We start from the raw sequence: 19,313 nt of genomic DNA, 5'->3' as shown, positions 1-19,313 counted from the left end.
TTGATATTACACTATTAATGTAACTAAAAAAGGATAAATATGTCAATGAATTAATATAATAACATTAATAAAAAAATTAACCATAAATGAAGGGTTACAGATAAATTTAATATATTTAAGGTGTGGTCATCTTTTTCTCAACCATTCTAGCGAGTTTAATAGCACCTTGATCGATATATTTGGCATAATAGTGTGACAAGATAAACATGGGCACCATGGAAACCAAAAACGTTAATGCAAATGCCATATTATAACTCAAATTACCAATCACTTTGCTAAATAGGAACGCGGAAAACGTGTTTAGGAAAGTGAAATGAATGAGATAAAGCGAAAACGAAACCTGCCCTAAATAAACAAACGGTTTCCATTCAAACACACGCTGCAGCAATGCTGAGCGAAGCAAAACAAACAAAATCATAGCGGCACCTAGAGTGTGCGCTAAACGGCGGGGATCGATATGAAATTGAATCCACAGATTGATCAAATTTGTCCACACTTCTATAGGTTCGTACATATTATCAGTTAGTGAAGTGTAAGGTGCCGAGCCTAAGTAAATTCCCATCAGTAATACGGATACTTTTATCGTTTTACCTTGAATCCATTTATACTTGAGTAAATCGGCGAGAAGCATTCCCCACAAAAAAGCAACAAAATAGGTTTGGATCAATACAACGGATAGGATCCCATACACAATCCATCTCTTTTTCGCGCGCCCAAATAATGCAATAAAGCCAAATATCAAGTAAGAACCCAGTAACTCATAACTCATTGTCCAGAGGACGGGATTGTAAGGATGAGCCTGAAAGCGGAAGAACGGATCAAATACGGCTGCTTTAATTACGGTATACAGATTGGTATCTAATTCATAGTAATTTTTTTTCATATCCGTCCATGTGCTTCCCCATATGTCTTGGAGATGAACACTATTTGTTATAATGGCCAGGTACACAAACATTACAGAAACCGCCGCTGGTACGGCAAGCCGAACGTACCTTCGGATCGCACTGGATTGCAACGAATAATAGAAAGTTTCTCTATCAAGCCTTTTTTGAAATATTTTAACGCTGAGTACATAACCACTCAGCACAAAGAACATACAAACGGCAAATTGTCCATTGTAAAATAGATTAATTGGAGAATGCCCGTACCAGGTATCCCACTTCCAATGAGCTTGCTGGGGGTTGCCATTTAATGCAGCTGGATAAAACACTTGAATATAATGCGAAATCACCACGACAAATGCGGCAAGACCTCTTATTCCGTCAAGATAGAGCAGCTTTCCTTCTCTCATGTTGTCATTAAGCTTATCCAACGATTAATATTTCTCCTTTTAAGAAAATAAAGTTTCTTCGACCTCAATTTGGAAAATAACCCTTTAATATATTACTATATATTCCAATTTAGTAAATGTATTAGATGATTTGTCAAAGAAACTTCTAATTTTGCAACAAGATCTAGCAATGCTAGGGAAAGCCCGAAGTATATTAAACTACTGTATGAGGAGGGGTTACGATGCAGTGGCAGGAAGTAAGAAAATGTGTCATCTATTTGAGGTATAGCCCTTAAGTCTGAATTCTAAATTTACTTCACCCATTTACAAACCAACGGTCGGTATTTATAACGAAGATACATCAAATTTGAAGAATTTTCCGGAGGGTTCGAGTTGAAACAGGAGGAGCGCAGACAGCGGACGTTAAGACGGCTAATCGATGCAACGAAAGAGTTGATTCGGGAGAAGGGATGCCATTCGATTACGATGCAGGACATTGTGGGCAGATCTGGCCTGTCTAAAGGCGCGATTTTCCATTATGTCAACAGCAAGGACGACATCTTTGTTCTGATCCTGCAAGAAGGGCTTGAAGAAACGAACCGACGCTTCATGCATGAGATTGAGCAAGGCCGGCGGAACTTTGATGATCCGATGCAGAAGATTAAGGACAGCATTGTTGAATTCGAAAACCCGCAGAATGTGACCAACAAAGTGCTTGTGTATTTGTTTGGCAAGGAAGAGGACCCGACCGTTGCAGAGGCTCTGAAGCAGTATTATGAGCGGACCGTTTACTTATCTCAGCTCTGGATTGAAACGGGTCAGCAGCACGGCGTTATTCCCGAAACCGTTGAGGCGGACAAAACGGCTGAGTTGTTCACGCTGATGACGCTGGGATTCCGAATTCGTGCAAGAATTCCGAACGTGCACGCGCTGGTTAATGCACAGGACTTAACTTCACTGATGACGAACATATTGAGCCCCGTTAGAGAACGGGAAGAGAAAGGGTGATCGGTTGTGGGATTATGGTTAACCTTGCATGTACTAGGTGTCTTATTGATGGTGGGAAATATCATCACGGCGGCATTTTGGAAGAGCCGGGCAGACCGGACCGGGAATCCCCAAATTATGCACAATGCGGCTAAGAACGTGATGGTCGCGGATTATATTTTTACGATTCCTGGACTGGTCCTGATCGTCCTTTCTGGCGGCATGATGACAGGCGGCATGGGCTACTCATTAACGGGGCTGAATTGGCTTACTTTATCTCTGGGCTTGTTTGCCGTGAGCGGATTGATTTGGCTGATCGCCAGAGACTCGACGTTGGCGTTTGATCCTAAATAAGATAAAGATACCCAATTTTCAGGAAGGATAGAGTGCGATGAATAAACCGAAAGTGGCGGTCATTGGCAGCTTGAATATGGATATTGTGGTGGAAACGCGCCAGCATCCGCAGGTTGGGGAAACGCTGCTTGGCGAACAGATTCGCTTCATATAAGTACCAAGGAACAATATCAATGGAAGAGAATAAAAGTAGTGAAAAAACTACAATAGGATTTATGCTAGATGAAAGTTCTATTTTTGAGGTAGCTTATTAGAAAATATTACCTATGGGTTGAAAGAAGAACAGATTGATATAAATAATATTAGGAAGGTATTAAATCAGGTCAAATTAGAATATTTATTTGATAAAACTGAAGGATTAAATACCATATTGGATGAGCCTACTTCCGGGCTCGATGATTTGACAGAACAAATCGTATGGGGAAACTTTCGTAGAGAATGTAATGACTCGACTATTCTTTATACAACACATCACAAACAAATCATCTATAGTACTGACCGAGTTCTACAAATAAGTAATGGAAAAATAAACAATGCTGTGAATATAACAGAAAATTATAGTCTACGTTTCCAAACTTAAATATAAATCCCATAACCAGTGAACTGTTAGTTTCAGCTAGAAAATTAGATTAGTATCAGAAAATAATTTTGATAGTTGAGACAGAAAAATAACTACTTAGGAGATCTAATGGAAGTGAAGAAACGACTCAATCTATTTTCTTATGAAGATACCATAAATGTGAATAAAAAAGATGGTATTATTCTGATTTTGTATTATGTGTATCTAATGACGTGTACGTATCTGTTTGGGTTAATGATGTTCAGCACGAATTTATTGTATGAGACGTCCAAATATATTAATAATATTAGTTTATTAAGAATTATACTAAGTGTTCCCATGTTCGTATTTCAATTACTCCCTATTATGTTGATTTTATTATTTCGTGGGCATTCTCTATCGACCATTGGAATTACTAAATTCAAGATACTTAAATCTATTATTATTGGACTAATCGCTGCTGTACCATTAAATGCATTACCGATATTTGGATATTTAAAAGGGAATTATACTATTCAACTTAGCCTAGGGAATGCGCTGGTACAACTTATATATTATATTGTTATAATTGGATTTGCCGAGGAAGTTATATTTCGGGGATATCTTCAAACACGAATTTTTACTCTTATTAGTAATAAATACCTTGCAATTTTTACAGGTTCATTTATGTTCGCAATCCTACATATTCCTTTTCATATGGTCCGATCCGAGATGAGCCTTTATGAGTTTATAACACACGACTGGTTCGATCTATTGTTGAAAGGTTTAATGCATCTAATCTTTGTATTCATTTATTCTCGGACGAAAAACATCATTGCCCCATCAATTGCACATGGATTAATTGATTTTTTTAATAATTAATGGAACTTTTTTTGAGCGAGTTATTAAAAACTGGTGCAAGAATTGAAGTGACTTAATTATGGAGAGAATAAAAACCTCCTGGGCACAGCCAGGAGGGGGAGCCATGTAAGAAATTTAAGGATACATCGTCACTTCCATCGTCACCTCGCCCCCGCCGGTCACCTGAGAGTTGGCGAGATGCAGTTTACCCCCATGCAATTGGGCAACAAATTGGGTGATATAGAGGCCCATGCCGTAGTGTCCGTTGCTTCGGCGGGAGGGGTCGCCCATATAGAATTGTTCGGTGGCGTACTTGAGCGCTTCGGGCGAGAAGCCCGGACCTTCGTCAGTCACGCGGAACTGAATCCGATCGCCTGCAGCCTCCACCGATAGCGTGATTTTGCTCTTCGCCGGGGTATGGTCCATGGCATTGGCGATGACGTTCATGAGGGCGCGCTCCAACAAACCCGGATCGGCATTGAGCTCGTCCGGCAGTGCGCCAACGAAGTGGACTTCGACGGTAAGTTCCTTAACTGCGGCGAGGGCTTGCATCTGCGCTTCGAGCGTATGGATGAACTCCTTCAGTTCGAGGTTTACGGGCTGATAGGAAGCCGTCGTCTCTGTATTCGTGATTTCGATCAAGGTCTTGATATAAGCCTCCATCTGACGGGCGCTTTGGGCGATATACTCGGTGTATTCCCGTTGCTCGTCCGACTGCTCCGTTTCCGAGAGGAGCTCAACATTGCCGCGAACGATGGTGAGCGGGGTTTTGACGTCATGGGCGAGCGCTGAGATTTGAGCCCGGCGGCGGCGCTCCAGATTCCATTGCTGCTCCAGCGAGTTCTTCAGGGCATCCCGCATCTGATCCATGGACCGAAGCACCTGGTCAATTTCAGCAATCCCGCTGTATTGGATGGCGAAGTCCAGCTCCTGCTCCTGAATGCGCTGGGTTGCTTCCTGGAGTCCGCTCATTTTGCGAGCTAACTTTCGTCCAAACGATGAGGCCAACAGAACGGCTTGAAGCAGAAAGAGAATGCAGAACAGCACAAAAAAGGCCAGTTCCGCACTAGGCATCAAGCGGCGCAGGGGCTCTAAGTTAAACTGGGCTGCAAGAGAATACCGGAAGATATAGACCTCTTGGCCATGCGTCACCTTCGTATAATGATATAGGAAAGAGTAACCTCTCGCTTGACCGTCCTCCATACGCTTCCACGCCGTCTCACTTTGCTTGGCGGATAAGCTGTGTTCCAGGAGCTTCCCGTCCACCGTGTACTTCGCATATTGGTACAACGCAGAGGGCGAGTCTAGCCGTACCTCCTGTCCCGCCGTGAGACGAGACTTGACGTCCTCCACCTGCTTCTCGGCATAGTCTGCTGGGAGAACGACTCCCGAGAACAGCAACCCCATAAAGATCAAGGCTAGCAATAGGGCAAGCCCAATCGTTCCCAGACAAAAGGCGGCTAAATATTTAAGAAACAGCGTACGCAGCTTGGTTTCTTTCGGTCCTGGCATGACTCGGGCTATTTCCATCGGTAACCTATCCCCCATACGGTTTCAATCGGATTCACGTTCATTTGGTTTAACTTGGCACGGATATTTTTGACATGCTCGACGATAGTAGAAACTTCACTTTCTCCATCGAATCCAAACACGGATTCATAAATCTGATCCTTCGAGAACACTTGCCCCCGATGTAACGCCAAAAATTCACAGATGGCATATTCGCTTTTGGTCAACGGGATGAGGGTATCCCGCACCCGCATCTCCTTGCCCGACAGGTTGAAATGTACTTCGCCGATTAAGAGAACGCTGCGCCGTTCCCGGCTTTCCCGGCGGAGGTGGGCAGCAATTCGCGCCCTTAACTCGCCTGCGCCAAACGGCTTGATGATATAATCGTCCGCCCCGATGCTTAAGCCCTCCACCAGATCATTTTCCATGGATTTGGCAGTCAGAAACAGGATGGGGCAGTCGACCTTGCTGCGAATTTGCCGGCAGAGGGTGAACCCGTCCAACTCCGGCATCATCACGTCCAGTACGATCAGGTCAAAGCTTCCCAATTGCAGCGTTAACACATCAGAAGGAGCGGAGAGAGCTGTGACGAGATGTCCTTCTTTTTGCAAAATATTCCGAATCAAGGTCAGTACGGCTGGATCATCATCTACCGCAAGAATATGGGCCATGTTCTATCCCTTCTTTATTGATGAGATCTAAGTTTAGTCCAGCGATCTCGTACCTTCCCATCGCCGGAACCACACTCCTAAGAATACCATGATTGCCAAGGTTCCTGTAAGACAGGTAAGGATTCCGGGTTCAAGCAAAGAGCTCGCCGGGATCGGGAGGGAGGCAGTGTTCGCGACCCCATATTGCATCCAAAGGCTAACGAACCGGGCAGCCCAGGCGCAAGGGATATAGATCCAGTTATGGTCCCCAAGACCGGTCAGCAGAAGGGCAGACACGAGGCTCTCCAGAATCCCAAGACCGATGGATGCCCCTTTGCCAAAGCGCAGACCCACGTAGAGGTGCAGAGCATAGAGAAACAAGCTGCTTCCGAACAGGAGCCCCGCGGCTTCGATATAGAACGTGAGCCCATACGGAGATTGAGACAATAAATACAGGAAGCCAACTCCGAACCCCACCGAAGCCAGAATTGTACTGCCTAAGCCCAGCAGGAGAAGCACGGTCAGCTTACCAGCCAGGGCAATAAGGCGGTTCGGCAGGGTGAGAAGCTGCTGGTAGTTTCCGGCGGCAGCCTCCTGGTCCGCAGCGATGGCACAGATGATACCGATCATCGTTGGAAAGGAAACCGCAAGCACCTGCAAATAACCGCTCACTTTAGAAGCTGGCGTAAACGGAGTATAGGCGTAATAACCTAAGAAAACCACGATCACGGCCAGCGGGACGAGCAAGTGCACCCACAGGGTTGGTTGTCTGTGGAGCTTGATAAGTTCAGATCGGAGACAACGGAAGTAGGTGCTCATATTACTTGGCCTCCCGATGGCGGAATACACGCATCGTCAAGATGCACAGCAGGAAGAACAGGCTAAGCGTGATCAACACCCCTGGCAAAATAACGCTCTTGTCCCATAAGGCATCACCTTCGGGAACCGGCAACCCGTTAGGAAGCACGCCGATCGCGGCGCACATCAGCCGAGACGGAATCGCATAGGGCACAGCCCACCAATACGCCGTCGTAGCCAACAGAACGTTGCAGGCGATGTTCCCCAGCACATTCACGATCATCGTAGCAAACATGCCGATCCGGTCGGTTAAGAACAGACAGAGCGGGATCTGCCAAAGGAAGGTCAGAAAGAGCAGCAAGCTGCCCAAAGCGTGATCCGCTAAAGTCAATCCACCAGGGAAGACTAGCTCGCTAAATGCAATCCCGAGCATTAAAATGACCGAGGAAACCAATAACAGCCCGGCGATCACGCCGATTTTACCGAGCCAAATCTTGGGCAGAGGCACCGGCAATCCGAGGATCGCTCGATATTTTAGCTTTTTGCTGTCTTTTTGGATTACACCCGTGCACATCAAAGTGAGCGCTCCGGGAAGCAAAAGGGTATACCACCAGTTGTAGCTGGCGATTTGAAAGAAGCGTCCGCCCATCAATACCGCGCATAGCAGCAAGGTGAGCAGAGGGGCTAGCCAGGTCAGTTTTCTCGTAAAAGTTCGTTTGGTTTTAAGAAATTCTGCACGGAGGTAAGCTTGCATCTTATTGCTCTCCTTTCTGGTGCTCACGAGCAATTTGCATGAACAGGGATTCAAGATGTTCTCCCGGAGTAACTGCCTCTTGATAAGCCAGCACGCCTCCGGCAATAATGCCGATGTGATCCGCGATTTGCTCTACTTCGGATAGGACGTGGCTGGACAAGATAACCGTGATCCCCATCTTTGGAAAAGAGCGAATCAGCTCGCGCAGCTCCTGAATGCCAAACGGATCGAGACCGTTGGTGGGCTCGTCAAGAATCAGCAGTTTGGGGCGGTGGAGCAGGGCAATGGCGATCCCCAGCCGCTGCTTCATTCCCATGGAGAACTGGCCGGCGCGTTTTTTCCCAGTGTTCGTTAAACCCACCGTCTGCAACACTTCGTCGATGCGAGTGTCCGGCAGCCCAAGAAGTGTAGTCCGCACTTTGAGATTTTCGCGGGCCGTTAAATTCTCGTAGAGCGGAGGTGACTCAATAAGAGCGCCGATTTGGGATAAATGCTCGCGCGACCAGGGGGCGCCTAGAAATTGAATCTCACCGGAAGTCGGCCGCAGCATGCCGGTCAGCATTTTAAGCAGGGTGGATTTCCCAGCACCGTTGGGTCCCAGCAATCCGTACACGGAGTTCTCCTGAATCGCGAGCGAGACGTTACGGACGGCTTGCTGCCCTTTAAAGCTTTTACATAGGTTCTGCGTCTGCAGAATAAGGTTGTTGTTCATGTGTACTCATCCTTTTCATCCATTCTGGAACCTATGGTAAGGGGGAATTATAAGAATTTGATAAGGATTGCGGAGCTAATTCGAAATAAAAAAGAAGCTTGATTTACTCCAACGTAAAATCAAGCTTCATCGGGATTTGTAAGGGTGAGCTGGAAAATTGCAGGAATGAAACAGGCGTGATATGATTAGGATAGAAATAAGGAGCCGGACGGCCATCCGACTCCCGGTACAACATTTTGGGTGGGAAACCTCCAAAGTGTTTGGATCAATAACCCGCACCCTTGGCGCTAACCTGGGCGGGTTATTTTCGTTTATGCAGGTAAGTGAGCAAAGCTAGCACGAACATGCCGAGCATAAGCACTTCCGATAACGAAAATTGCATGAGCATCACCTCCGCTCTGGAGGCGATACTTCCCCACCCAAGTCTGTTGTACAACCATATTATATCAATAAATCTAGTAAATGGGCATTTCGAGACTTTACTCCAACGTAAAATCAAGCTTCTTCTGAATATCCGTGCCGCGTTTGAAGTACAAGGTGTACTCTCCGGGTTCCCACTGCAGATTGTTCAGCCGCATTTCAAAGGCTGCTAAGTCCGCCGTCTCTCTCATGTTCTCAACCTGAAGGATTTCGCTGTCTCCGCGTTTGGTGACATATAACTGAGCCTGCCGTAAGCTTTCCTTCTTGTCCGGATAGATGGCCATGGCGATAAGCCGGGCCTCGTTCTTAAAATGATCCGAAGGATCGTTGATTCTAGGGAATTCTTGGTTTTGGACAAAGCCGAGCTGGAGATCATATTTCGTGTTTCTGACCAGCGTGGGATACACGTTTAGAAAAAGTATGATCATGGCGAGAATCCCAAGGAGAATCAAGAGCAGCATAGTTTTTCGTTTCATAGTCGTTAGTGCCCATCTATGCCCTTTTTTCTCTTCTGTTGGATCTTTTTTTGGGGTGCCAACGCTCTTATCTCTCCTCAAAATTTCCCGCCTCACAATCCCTGCATGATTTGATACTCCACCCATTTATCTACTTCGCTCTTCAAGAAGAGATGACTCCGGTTAGGCAAGACCATACTAGGTAAAATCGAGTAAGTATCATATGAGCGTGTGCCCTGTAAATTTTCTCTTTTCTTCCGATCCAACTCCAGAAGGTCCTGCAGGTCACTCATGGGAATGCCTAGGTAATCGGCTAATTCACTTTCGGTTAAGATCGACTTATTTGCGATATCCGTCTTGGCATGAACCTCCTCCTCGGACTTGTCCTCTCCCCGTTCAGCTAAGATGTAGCATCCTCCTAGAAAAGCAGCAGCGAGAATCAAACTGCAAATGATATTACTGTATTTCTGCATTCCATCTATGCCCTCCCAAATATTAACAATCACATTCAAGTATAAGGCATAGAAAAATGGATACCAAGTCATTTCTTCACAGATGTTCTGTTCCCTCTCTCAACTACTCTCCTGCAAAAACACCTGCTCATGAAACAGCGCTTTGATCTCATCGGTTTGTCCTTTTCGCGCCAGAACATATAAGGTGTCCCCGGCTTGCAAGCGGGTGTGGCCTCTTGGGGTGATCATTTTCTGGTCGCGGATAATGGCGTTGACTAACGAATCCTGCGGCATTTTCAGCTGCCTGAGCTCTTGTCCGTCTGCGGCAGAATTTTCGCTGACTTGGATTTCTACAATTTCGTGATTGGTTTTGCCCATAGATACCAGCTCTAGTGCATGTGGAACTATGGTTTTCTTGCCCTCGGACAGGCCTAGAAGATTTGCTAAAGGCGAGATCGTCGCCCCTTGAATTAAAGCGGAGGTCAACACAACGAAGAAGACAACATTGAAAAAGAGGTGGCCATCTTCAACGCCGGCGATAAGTGGGTAAGTGGCCAGCACGATCGGCACTGCACCGCGCAGTCCGGCCCAAGAGATCAGGAGCTTCTCTTTCACGTTAAATTTCATGAACATCGTACTGAGAAAGACGCCGATCGGCCGAGCGACAAACATCAATAAGATGGATAACGCCATGCCTTGCCAGATGATATGAATGAGATCAGCGGGGAAGACCAGAAGTCCAAGTAGTATAAACATGAGGATTTGCATCATCCAGGCAAAGCCTTCGTTAAACCGGAAGATGGAGTGGCGGTAGGTGAGGTCGGCGTTACCAACCCACATCGCCATGACATAGACGGCAAGAAGTCCGCTCCCTTTGAGCAGGGATGTGGAACTGTAGGTAAAGATCGCAAAAGCCATCGCTAACACGGGATACAGCCCGGAGGAATCGAGGTTGATTTTGTTGATGCACCAAACCGCGATTTTTCCTAAGAGCAAGCCCATCACCAACCCCAAGCCCATCTGCCAGAAAAAACTCAAAATCATCGTGAACATACTAGCGTTCGGGGATTGGATCAGCTGGATGACTGAGACGGTTAAAAAGACAGCCATCGGGTCATTCGACCCGGATTCGACCTCAAGGGTGGAGGTGAGCTTCTGCTTGATATTTTTCTCGCCGAGCACTGCAAATACAGCCGCGGCGTCCGTTGAACCGACGATCGAACCAAACAGCATACCTTCCAGCCAAGTGACATCCAGGATGTATTTCGCGCAGGCCCCGATGACAAGCGTGGTCAGCACAACCCCGAGGGTCGCCAGCGACAAGGAAGGAGCCAATACGCCGCGGACGTTCTGCCACTTGGTTTGCAGCCCGCCTTCAAACAAGATGACAATCAGTGCCATGATGCCAAAGAGCTGGGTGATCACGGCGTTGTCATAGTAAATAAACTTACTTAGGATCATGCCGACAGCAATAAAGAATACGAGGGAAGGCAAGCCGAGCCGCGAGGAAAACTTGGTGGTAAACACTCCGATGAACAACAGCAGGGAGAAGAGAAGAATCGTATTGTCAATGGTAAAGGGCAAACGATCACCTTCCTTTATCTGCTTGATAACTATATTTTACCTTTCGCCTATGGAGCTCGACAATTCATTTATATGCCTTGTACGGATTTTTTCGACCTTATGTGTTGATTTAATCCATAGATAGATCCATGATAAGTCATCTTCTATACAAAACTGTCCGTTATTCGACCGCCTTCTGTCCTTTGCATGTCCGCTTATAGACCGATAGAGCTGGATGATAAAGAATAAAATGTTAGTGTCGGTCACATAACATTAACTTTGTAGGGCTGCGATAGATTTATCGTGGTTCTTTTTTTATTGCAATTAAGGGCACTGCAATGAGAAGAGCAAGGTTCGGAAGGGAGGTGATGAAGTTGAGCTAAGAACATGTAGGTACAATATTCCTATTTATCAACTAAATAGGAGATCCGATAAGAGATATGAATCAAAAATCCTTAATATGGAAGGAGAGGGAAATTGTATGAGGAGGAGCAAAGCAATATTAACTTGTCTTGTCGCCCTGTTGTTTTTAGGAAGTTTGGGGCCGGTATCGTTAAGGGCAGAAGGAGAATCCAGCTGGAATTCCCTTGGGGTGGTAAAGCCACCTGTTGAACACAATTCTAGCCCATCCGTGACGAAGGATGTATATACCGTAACGAATAGCGTTTATCTACTCGCTGCTGAGAAGACGGAATTAGTCATCTATCCGGGGGAGAGCGTCCGATTTACAAACGATACATCCAACTTAATCTCGATTACAACGGATGCCAAATCCAGCAATGATATTCGCTATGATTATGTTTCTTACAACAGTGAAGGCAAGGTAACTTATGATGATCTCGCCCATACTGGCAGTGCAAGCGTGCTATCCAAAGGGGGTACCACGGTCATTACTGTGGATTATCCTTATCCTCTGACGGTCAGTTTTAATTCGGAACTTTCATATGCTTACTCCCCGGTTCCTGCCCTGTTAAAAAAGACGTTACGCCGAGGAGAGAGCTACTTCATTTCCAATCAAGCTTATGCAGGTCGATCTATTATGAGTGACGCGACTTCAACAAACGGGAAACGTTACGATTACGCGGTTTATAAAGAAGATGGGTCCCTAGAGAAGTCAAGTTTTGACACATATACCAAGCCTTCCTTCAGCGTGGGTGATTCGATTATTTTAACCGGAGCCTCAGAAGAACCAGTAACGATAGGTGTCCCTTACGAAGGCTTCATTGGGTATGAAACGGATGAACCAGCCTATGACAGTGTGCTGCTGTATCCGGGAGAGAGCTATAAGTTTACAAACGTAGGTACGAAATCGGATCGAATTGAACATTCTGGAACCACCAAGGACAAATTTGACTATGTAGTTTATGACGCGAATGGTACGGAAACCTCACGGGGAACGAATACCTCGACCATGCCTTTGGTAGCCGTGGGAAGGTATATGACGCTAACTCTTCTTACCGATAATCCGGTCCGGGTTGGGGGTCCGTACAGATCCTTTATGGGCGGTAATCGCCAGGATGACGCTATTAGCCGAGTAACATTATCTCCAGGTGTTTCTTACAAATTTACCAATAATGGCACACTTCGTAATCCTGTGAATAACAATGCCAGAGAGGTGGATGGCCTGTACGATTATACCGTTTATGAGGCGGATGGCAGCTACTACTCCCAGGGCTTTGATTCGATTAGTACACCACAGCTGCCTCCCGGCGGGTTTGCGATCATTACCGTGCAAGGGTCGGTCCCTGTAACCTTTGATTATACGGACGATTTTTCTGCTGAAGTCAGTGCGGAGCCGTCTCACTTCCGGGTAACTCTCTCGCAAGGCGAGAGCTACGAATTTACGAATATCTCTTCAAGCCTTCGTACATTGCGGTCCAATGCAACCTCCAGCAACCGATTTGATTGGGTGGAGTACTATCCAGACGGAACGCAGCAAGGAAAACGGGAAAATACGTATACAGACCCGCAGGTATCTAGTGGGAACTCGATTGTTGTTACGGCAGTTTCGGCTCCGGTAACCTTCGGTGCAAATTATCGCCTGTTCTCGTGGAAGGACAAACCGGGGGAGGCGATCTCCAAACAAATCGTTCGGTTAGGTGAGTCTTATACGTTTAGCAACACAGGCTCAAAGTCGATTGTTATCAACAGTGATGCGCGGGATGTTGGAGGCATCTATGACGCCGCCGTTTACCGCGCTGACGGCAGTGTCTATAGTGTATCGTTTGAAGAAACAGGGAATGTGACGATTCCTGCCGGAGGGTATGCAATTATTACTGGTCAATCTGCAAGTCCGGTGAAGATCTCTTATACGGACACGATCACAGTAGCTTCTTCGGCAAATCCTGCATTGCTTCGGGCTACGGTTGCTCCGGGTAATGCTTATACCTATAAAAATATAAGCAATGAAACAGAATTCCTGTATAGCAACGCCACCATGAATACAAATGAATTTGCCTATGTCATCCGGCGTCCGGATGGAACCGTGCATAGTGAAGGCGCAAGCCGGTACACGTCTGTGCAAGTTTCAGCAGGCTACACCATTACGGTAACTCCGCTGGCGGCTCCGATTACGTTCGGGGCGGTATATACCTCGTTCACAGGCACGGCGGGCGAGGATCCGACGGTTAAACGGGTGACTTTGTACCAAAACGAAAGCTATCTATTCACCAACTTGCAGGCTTCCCCTCAGACCTTGACCAGCGATGCGAAGGCTAGTCTGGGTACGGGGTACGACTACGCAATTTATCGGGCGGACGGTATGCCAGATACAGCGAAGTTTGATCAGGACGGTAATCTCTCCGTACCCGCGAACAGCCAGGTTGTGGTGACGGTAACTACGGATCGAGCCGTAACCTTCACCTATGGACAAGCTTTTCAAGCAAGCCCAAGTGCAGAACCGGCATTGTTGAAACGTGTACTGGAACCGGAACAACGGATCGGATTTAAAAACATCGGCAACTTTGAGGCAAAGCTGACGACCAATGCTAACATTTCGGCTAACCGGTACTTTGACTTCACGATTCTGGATGCCTATGGAAACATCGTCCGGCAAGGGAATCAAACCGCGACCTCGTACGATGTACCAGCAGGTGGGACGATCCAAGTGAAGACGACTTCGGCTAACGCGGTTCTTTTCACGGCTCCTTACCGCAACTTCGAATTTGTGCACGTAGAGGAGTACGTGTTTGAGGACTTGCTGCATCGTCAGGTTTTATACGTGTACAAACAAGCCGGACAGAGCGGCTATTACCGATTTACAGCTCCTGAAACAGGAAGGTACCGTTTTGCAACCAAAGAGCTGCAAAATTTTGCGATTCAACCGATCCTTACGTTGTACGATCAACCGAATTTGCGTACGGCGCTTGCCTCGAGCAACGAGAATGAGCAGGAGTTCGGACTCGATTACACCGTTCTGGAATTCGATCTTCAGGCCGGCAAGACGTACTATTTGAAACTTGAAGAGGAGAACGCTCTCCCGCTTGAACTGCAGCTAATGGCGTCGATCATGACGGTGCTTCCAGAAGCAAAGTTCAACTATCGTCCGGATGGACGGCTTACTGAGATTTTGTTTCCAACTGGAGACAAGTTGATTTACGACTATGACCCGAATGGGAATTTGAAATATCGAACGAAAAAAGTCTTTCCGTTCCAGTAATGTGTCGACATTGAACCAAAAACGAAACTCACGGGGTGATTAAGGATGTTTAAGAAAGTCATCGGTCTGGTGCTATCTATATCACTGATTAGCACGGGCTTATTGGACGCCGTGTCTTTTGGCGCTTCTGCGGATCACAGAGGAACGGATAATTCAACAACCGCTTCCTCGGCTTCCACTGAATTCCTGACCGTATCCGGGATCATTCGTCAATTTGACGTTCGTGAAAACTGGATAGATGAGCAGTTGTCCAAAGGATATACACTTTATCAGATTTATCAGGCATTACTTGGCGGAAAGGACGGTTATGAAAAGGCCATTTCTCAGTTCAGGCCCGCGTGGGAGATCGAACAAGCTGCGGACTTGTTCCCAACGTCCGGGCAGGCCAAAGAATCTTCGGCGCAGAAGTCCAGCCTTCCAGTAGTATTCGCCGCTGCTGACGATTACGATCAATTGGCTATCGAACAACTATCGCTGCTGGATGAATCTTCGATGTATGAAATGGGTTATGCCGAGGATTCGGTTGACGCTGCTACTGGCAACGTGAGGCTCCTTGCTACGGATTTAACTCTGCCCGGGGCGCTTCCTTTTTGGCTAACGCGTATATATGAAAGTGCGCGGGCCAGTGAGGAAATCGGCGTGGCATTGGAAAATGGAGCTTATGTGAACCGTACAGCAGCCCGCCGGGAAGAGCGGGAATCTGCGCTAGGCCGGGGCTGGAGATGGGGGCTTCCTTTCATTGAAGAACGGGAAGGTACGCGGATTTTGGATTTTCCGGGGATTGGGCGTTATTCGTTATCGGATGATTTGAAGCTGCAAGGGTATCCATGGAATGACCTGTTGCTGACCGCGGACGCAACCAAGACGGTTGGAGGTCTGACTAGCGATACGAAGGTTTCGGTGCTGAACGGGAATCAGTATTATTTCAGCGCTTCAGGCCACCTCATTCTGATTGCTGACAACTATGGGAATCAGGTTGAGTTCTACTATACAGCCCAAAATAACGCAACAGTCCTGTCTCGAATCAAGAACAGTGACGGCAATGAATTGACTTTTGCCTATGCAGCCGGTCAGGTTACGGTAGCCCAAACGGGTACGGATCGGAAGATGGAGTACTACACGACAGTTGATAACGGCCAACCTGTATTAAAAGAGGTTAAAGATGCGTTGGGCCGGAGTACCAAGTATTTTTATACCTATCCGGAATCTCGTTATAATTTCTTGGCGGCTTTAAAGGATCAAGAGGTGCAGCAGCCGGTAAAGCGCTCGGCATTGTTAATGCGCGTGATCTATCCTGCTTCAGGAACGACTGAGTTCGATTACGTACCTGCTCGCAAGCAAATTGGTGAGTATGCAACGGACTTTGTTTTTAAAGCGAAGGAGCGCAAAAATGTCTACTCGACACCGCTAGGAGATGTTGTCCTCCGCCCTGTGGAGTTTAGTTATTCCGGTGAAGACTTGAACAGCTTTGGGCAGGCCGCAGCCTGGACCACGACGATTAAGGAAGCTCGAACCACAGATACGTTGAAATTTCGGAAGGCTTTTCTGGGCAGCGGTCAGCCGGATCGGTTGTATCTTGATGAGCAGAGAAGTGAAGAAGCAACCACGGGATTTGAGCGGCAATTTCGTTATGATGATGTGACGGGCTGGAATGTGCCTGTGCAAGTCACGGAGAGCTATTCGCAAGGAGGCAGCGAATCGCAGCCTCTTACGGCAACCTATCGATACAATGAACAGGGACAAGTGTTATCGGAAAACTGGAGTACCGGACAAGAGATGATTTACGAGTATGCCGGTTCCTCCGCTCCTTACTTCTGGTCTCTGCCGAATCAGGTTCAAACCAAGATCAGGGATGGCCAAAAGCGTATCCATCGTTTCCAATACAATGAACGGGGAAGCGTGTCTCAATCCTCGGTAAGAGAAAATAGCGCTACCGGCAAGCTGCTGTCTCAAACGGATTGGGAATATGATAATTACGGCAATCCGTTAGTAAAGAAGATCAAGGACGATAAGCGGACGAATACAGTTAACTTTTCTTATGCATCTCCTTACGGGAAGCACTTGCTTACTAAACAATCGATGGTGATTCATGCGGTTGACGGAACATACACCGAAACGAAGCAGAATTTTACTTATACGGCCGCAGGGGATCTTCTTACGGCGGAAGATGAAGCAGGAGCTGTCACGACTTACACGTACGATGCACTTGGACGAGTCATAAAGGCGCTGTACAGCGATCAGACCCAGACCACGGTTCAATATGACGATGACCATAATATCGTCACGACAACCGGGCCGGAAGGTATCGTCACCTTGGAGAAATATGATCCGTTTGGCTTTTTGGTTAAAGAAGTGGTGGATGACGCCATCTTCGAATACACCTACGATGAAGCAGGGAACTTGGACCAGCAAATCGATGCCGAACAAAACGTCACGAGATTTACTTACGACGGGTTCAACCGACTCACAAAAACGCTTTATGCTGACGGCTCGCAGGATGATACCAGCTATGATATGGTGAATCGCACAATAACCTACACGGACCCTGCAGGAGTTAAGCAACGACAGAAGCTGGATTTGCTGGGGAACACTATAGCCGTAGAAGAATGGAAGAACGGTGCGTTTACCCCATTGCAACAAGCTACTTACGATCTGGAAGGAAATGCACTGTCCGTGACGGACGGTAAGGGGCAGCAAACCCTTTATGAGTATGACGCATTAGGACGTCTTGTGGCGATAACCGATCCGGAGCAACGTGTTACGAAATATACGTATAGCTTGGCCGGCGATTTGATCAAGATCGAGTACCCAGATAACACATACGTGGAAAAAGAGTACAACGAAGCGGGCAACTTGATTCGCCAAATGAATGAAGAACATTTGGTGGAGGCTTATTTTTATGATTCAAGAGGGAATCTAATTAAATCGTTAGACCATTCAAGCCGGTTTACGGAGTATCAATATAACAGCGACAACTTGCTTACAAAAATCCAGGCACCGGATCAAACGATTCAGTACACCTATGACGCGATGGGGCGTCGTACGGGGATGACCGATGTCACGGGGAGTACGGTATACAGCTACGATCCGCTGAATGGATCCTTAATGTCCATTCAGTATCCGGATGGCACGCGTATTGATTATACCTACAATAAACAAATGCGTACGGGGTATACGCTGACGGACACCACCGGAAAAGCAGCAGGCGCAAGCTACACGTTAGATAAAATGAACCGGGTCAGCACATTAGGTGTCGTGAGAAATGCAGCGGGGACTAGGAAGTCTGCGTTAACTGCTGCCTCAACGGCATTGGCAGAAATCGATCGTATTACTTTTGACTACAAGGCCAACGGGTTGCTGGAAGAAGGTGCGTCAGCTAACGGACCAAGTACGTCTTACGGCTACGATGGCTATGATTTGACGGAGATGACAGTCACCGCTGGTGCTGCGGCTGCTGCGAAGAAAGCGGCTGTAAACGCAAAAGAAAATGCCGCGACCGTAACCGAAGCGGCATATGGCTTGGCCAAGATGAGTGTAGCTACCGGGCATACGTTTAGGTATGAATATGACCTTAACAAGAACATCATCAGCCGTATGCAAAACGGTGCTGTCGATACCTTTACTTATGATCCGTTGAATCGAATTCAGACCGAAAGCGGGTTAAAGAACAAACGGTACGCTTATGATGCACGCGGCAATCAGTTAACCGTGGAAGGCCGGGAACTCCGAGGCTTGACGAATGCGAACTTCACCTTCGACAGCCTGAACCGATTAACGAAGGTAAAACTGGAAGATGGCAAAGAAGTGAGCTATGTCTATAACGGGGACGGCTTACTCTATGAACGTGTGGAAGGGACCAACCGGACCCGGTATTATTATGATGAGGACGCGAAGCTAATCGCCGAAGCCAAGGTTAGCGGAGGCACGCCAAGCGTAACGTATACTTATATCTACGACCTGAGCGGACGTTTATGGTCTCGCGTGGACCAGGCCGGTGGCGAGGTGCAGTATTACCAACTCAACGGTCACGGCGACGTCATTGGCCTGACTGACAGCCAGGGCAACCAACTCAACACCTACACTTACGACATCTGGGGCAACCCGGAAACTGAAGAAGAGACGGTTCCGAACATCTTCCGTTATTCGGGCGAATACTGGGACAACACGACGGATCTCCAATATCTTAGAGCTCGTTGGTATGATCCGAACGCGGGCAGATTCGTCTCCAAGGACCCATACCAAGGCAGCATCGCGAATCCGCTAAGTTTGAACCGGTATTCGTATGTGGAGAATAATCCGTTGATTTATGTGGATCCGAGCGGGCATTTTAAA

At 47.1% G+C, this 19,313-nt stretch carries 14 protein-coding genes; 5 read left to right on the top strand and 9 right to left on the bottom strand.

Annotated elements, in window-relative coordinates; genetic code table 11:
* Positions 1 to 115 precede the first annotated feature (115 nt).
* Positions 116 to 1,312, bottom strand: a complete 1,197-nt coding sequence (locus PBA01S_RS17595) for an acyltransferase family protein (RefSeq protein WP_127576441.1) — start codon at positions 1,310 to 1,312, stop codon at positions 116 to 118.
* A 351-nt stretch (positions 1,313 to 1,663) separates the two neighbouring features.
* Between PBA01S_RS17595 and PBA01S_RS17590 the strand changes: the two genes are divergently transcribed.
* The 3 genes from PBA01S_RS17590 (at position 1,664) to PBA01S_RS23380 (ending at position 4,031) form a co-directional block, all read left to right on the top strand.
* Positions 1,664 to 2,278, top strand: a complete 615-nt coding sequence (locus tag PBA01S_RS17590) for a TetR/AcrR family transcriptional regulator (protein ID WP_127576440.1) — start codon at positions 1,664 to 1,666, stop codon at positions 2,276 to 2,278.
* 6 nt (positions 2,279 to 2,284) lie between these two features.
* Positions 2,285 to 2,611, top strand: coding sequence for a DUF2269 family protein (locus tag PBA01S_RS17585; protein ID WP_255315386.1), 327 nt, complete (start codon positions 2,285 to 2,287; stop codon positions 2,609 to 2,611).
* 688 nt (positions 2,612 to 3,299) lie between these two features.
* The gene (locus PBA01S_RS23380; protein ID WP_127576439.1) at positions 3,300 to 4,031 is read left to right on the top strand and encodes a CPBP family intramembrane glutamic endopeptidase; all 732 of its coding nucleotides are present in this window, start codon (positions 3,300 to 3,302) and stop codon (positions 4,029 to 4,031) included.
* A gap of 114 nt (positions 4,032 to 4,145) precedes the next feature.
* Here PBA01S_RS23380 and PBA01S_RS17570 read toward each other — a convergent pair whose 3' ends face one another.
* The 8 genes from PBA01S_RS17570 to PBA01S_RS17535 all read right to left on the bottom strand — a co-directional run bounded on the left by PBA01S_RS17570 (position 4,146) and on the right by PBA01S_RS17535 (position 11,344).
* Positions 4,146 to 5,540, bottom strand: coding sequence for a HAMP domain-containing sensor histidine kinase (locus PBA01S_RS17570; RefSeq protein WP_127576438.1), 1,395 nt, complete (start codon positions 5,538 to 5,540; stop codon positions 4,146 to 4,148).
* The gene (locus PBA01S_RS17565; RefSeq protein WP_016314429.1) at positions 5,531 to 6,190 is read right to left on the bottom strand and encodes a response regulator transcription factor; all 660 of its coding nucleotides are present in this window, start codon (positions 6,188 to 6,190) and stop codon (positions 5,531 to 5,533) included. The genes PBA01S_RS17570 and PBA01S_RS17565 overlap by 10 nt, the downstream gene beginning before the upstream one ends.
* Positions 6,191 to 6,223: 33 nt before the next feature.
* A complete protein-coding gene (locus PBA01S_RS17560) occupies positions 6,224 to 6,988 on the bottom strand; it encodes a lantibiotic immunity ABC transporter MutG family permease subunit (RefSeq protein ID WP_085279601.1) in 765 nt (254 codons plus the stop codon).
* Between the two features lies 1 nt (position 6,989).
* The gene (locus tag PBA01S_RS17555; protein WP_085279600.1) at positions 6,990 to 7,721 is read right to left on the bottom strand and encodes a lantibiotic immunity ABC transporter MutE/EpiE family permease subunit; all 732 of its coding nucleotides are present in this window, start codon (positions 7,719 to 7,721) and stop codon (positions 6,990 to 6,992) included.
* A 1-nt stretch (position 7,722) separates the two neighbouring features.
* On the bottom strand, positions 7,723 to 8,433 hold the full coding sequence (locus tag PBA01S_RS17550) for a lantibiotic protection ABC transporter ATP-binding protein (protein ID WP_085279599.1): 711 nt from the start codon (positions 8,431 to 8,433) through the stop codon (positions 7,723 to 7,725).
* 479 nt (positions 8,434 to 8,912) lie between these two features.
* Positions 8,913 to 9,329, bottom strand: coding sequence for a hypothetical protein (locus PBA01S_RS17545; RefSeq protein WP_127576437.1), 417 nt, complete (start codon positions 9,327 to 9,329; stop codon positions 8,913 to 8,915).
* Positions 9,330 to 9,421: 92 nt separating this feature from the next.
* A complete protein-coding gene (locus PBA01S_RS17540; protein ID WP_127576436.1) occupies positions 9,422 to 9,781 on the bottom strand; it encodes a hypothetical protein in 360 nt (119 codons plus the stop codon).
* 99 nt (positions 9,782 to 9,880) lie between these two features.
* Complete coding sequence (locus tag PBA01S_RS17535) at positions 9,881 to 11,344, bottom strand: potassium/proton antiporter (protein WP_127576435.1); 1,464 nt, start codon at positions 11,342 to 11,344, stop codon at positions 9,881 to 9,883.
* Positions 11,345 to 11,915: 571 nt separating this feature from the next.
* On the opposite strand from PBA01S_RS17535, the gene PBA01S_RS17530 reads away from it, so the two are divergent.
* Together PBA01S_RS17530 and PBA01S_RS17525 are read left to right on the top strand one after the other, a co-directional pair.
* On the top strand, positions 11,916 to 14,981 hold the full coding sequence (locus PBA01S_RS17530; protein ID WP_255315385.1) for an RHS repeat domain-containing protein: 3,066 nt from the start codon (positions 11,916 to 11,918) through the stop codon (positions 14,979 to 14,981).
* A gap of 45 nt (positions 14,982 to 15,026) precedes the next feature.
* Positions 15,027 to 19,313 (top strand): RHS repeat-associated core domain-containing protein (locus PBA01S_RS17525; protein WP_255315384.1); only part of this gene is annotated, 4,287 nt, incomplete at its 3' end.

Origin of the sequence: Paenibacillus barengoltzii NBRC 101215 (assembly GCF_004000745.1) — a bacterium.
GTDB classification, from domain to species: domain Bacteria; phylum Bacillota; class Bacilli; order Paenibacillales; family Paenibacillaceae; genus Fontibacillus; species Fontibacillus barengoltzii.
This window is presented reverse-complemented; position numbering and strand designations above follow the sequence as displayed.